Here is a 2,015-nt window from a genome sequence, read left to right as displayed (position 1 = left end):
CGTCGTCGGAGGTCGAGCCAGAACTTGCATCTTCGTTCGGCACAGCAGCGTCCTTCCCGACCACCCCGTCAATCACGGGAGTCGATCTTGGTCCGTCCGCTGCTTACACGGTTGTCGTGACACGCCCCCTGCGCGCTTGTCCTACTCCGGGCGCGCGGTCCACCGGGCGTTCGCCACCCAGGCCCAGGAGGCGTTCCTCGAAGGCCACGTCCACGCCTTCGCCCGGCTCGGCGGGGTTCCATGGGATCGCATCCGCTACGACAACCTCAAGGCCGCGGTCTCGCGGGTGCTCTTCGGCCGCGACCGCACCGAGTCCGCCCGCTGGGTGACCTTCCGCTCCCACTACGGCTTCGACGCCTTCTACTGCCGCCCCGGCCTGGAGGGCGCCCACGAGAAGGGCGGCGTCGAGGGCGAGGGCGGCCGGTTCCGCCGCAACTATCTGGTCCCCGTCCCCAAGGTCGCCTCGCTGGCCGAGCTCAACGCCCGACTCGAGGCCGCCGACGACGCCGACGACGCCGACGACGCTCGGCGGATCGCTGACCGGGCCCGCACCGTCGGCGACGACTTCGCCACCGAAGCGGCCATGCTGCGCCCGCTGCCCGGCGAGGCGTTCGAGCCCGGGCTGATGCTGACCCCGCGGGTCGATCAGCACGCCCGGATCACCGTCCGGCAGTGCCGCTACTCGGTCCCCGCGCGGCTGATCGGCCGGCGGGTGAGGGCGCTGCTGCGCGCGAGCGAGGTGATCGTGCTCGACGGGCGCCGCGAGGTCGCCCGCCACTCGCGCGCGGTCACCAAGGGGGCGGTGGTCCTCGAGCTGGACCACTACCTCGAAGTGCTCCAGCGCAAGCCGGGTGCCCTGCCCGGCGCGACCGCGCTGAAGCAGGCCCGAGCCTGCGGGGCGTTCGCGGTCGAGCACGAGGCGTTCTGGGCCGCCGCCCGCGCCGCCCACGGCGACCCGGGCGGCACCCGCGCCCTGGTCGAGGTCCTGCTACTGCACCGCCACCTGCACCGAGACCACGTCCTGGCCGCGCTGCGCGCGGCTACCGCAGTCGGAGCGACCAACCCCGACGTCGTCGCCGTCGAGGCCCGCCGCATCGCCGAGGAGCACAGCCACGCCGGTGACGGCGAGTCCGTCGAGGTCGAAGCGCAGTCCGCACTCGCCGGAGGTCAGGTGGTCAGCCTGACCCAGCGTCGCTTGGCCGACCCGACCGCGACGATCGCCGCGCTGCCCGCCGACACCCGGCCCCTTCCCACCGTCGATGCCTACGACGAGCTCCTGGCCCGCCGCCGCGCCCCCGCCACGACGAAGAACGAGGTGTCATGACCACTCCCACTCGCCCTCCGGCTCGACCACGGCGACGTCGCCAGGGCCTGTCGGATCAGGCCGCGACGACGGCCATCGATCAGGCCTGCCGGGCGCTGCGCCTGCCCACGGTCCGGACCTCGGTCGAGGACATGGTCACCGCCGCCGAGCACGAGCAGCTGTCCTACCGCGGGTTCCTCGCCGAACTGCTGCTCGGCGAGTGCGACGACCGCGACCGGCGCCGCTCCGCCCGGCGGGTCAAGGCCGCCGGGTTCCCGCGCGAGAAGTGGCTCGAGGACTTCGACTTCGACGCCAACCCCAACATCAACCCCGCGACGGTCAACACCCTCGCTGGCGGCGCCTGGATCACCGCCGGAGAGCCGCTCTGCCTCATCGGGGACTCCGGCACCGGGAAGTCCCACCTGCTCATCGGGCTCGGCACGGCCGCGGCCCAGCAGGGGTTCCGGGTCCGCTACGCGCTGGCCACGAAGCTGGTCAACGAGCTCGTCGAGGCCGCCGACGAACGCCAGCTCGCCAAGACCATCGCCCGCTACGGCCGCGTCGACCTGCTCTGCATCGACGAACTCGGCTGTGCGCCACGAGGCGCTGAGGAACCGTGTGGGAGGAGGAGCCCACCGCGGGCCATCGCAGTGGCCGGTTGACGCTGGAGGCAGGCCGATCCCCGGGTCTGGGGGTGAGGCCGGGAGCAGCC

The 2,015-nt window shown here is 73.1% G+C and carries 1 protein-coding gene and 1 pseudogene; both read left to right on the top strand.

Annotation, left to right across the window (positions count from 1 at the left end; translation table 11 throughout):
* Positions 1-133: 133 nt before the first annotated feature.
* Positions 134-1,324: pseudogene (locus AC2A1K_RS35565) on the top strand (Mu transposase domain-containing protein); the annotation flags it as partial.
* The gene (locus AC2A1K_RS35560; RefSeq protein WP_483901064.1) at positions 1,321-1,965 is read left to right on the top strand and encodes an ATP-binding protein; all 645 of its coding nucleotides are present in this window, start codon (positions 1,321-1,323) and stop codon (positions 1,963-1,965) included. The pseudogene AC2A1K_RS35565 and the gene AC2A1K_RS35560, both read left to right, overlap by 4 nt.
* Positions 1,966-2,015 lie beyond the last annotated feature (50 nt).

Source organism: Actinomycetospora sp. 2LY8.5 (genome assembly GCF_057180585.1).
Note: the sequence above shows the minus strand (reverse complement) of the source record. Positions and strands in the feature narration are given on the sequence as shown.

Coding starts and splice junctions, on each gene's coding strand:
- AC2A1K_RS35560 (WP_483901064.1), top strand. CDS start 1,321: ATGACCACTCCCACTCGCCCTCCGGCTCGACCACGGCGACGTCGCCAG.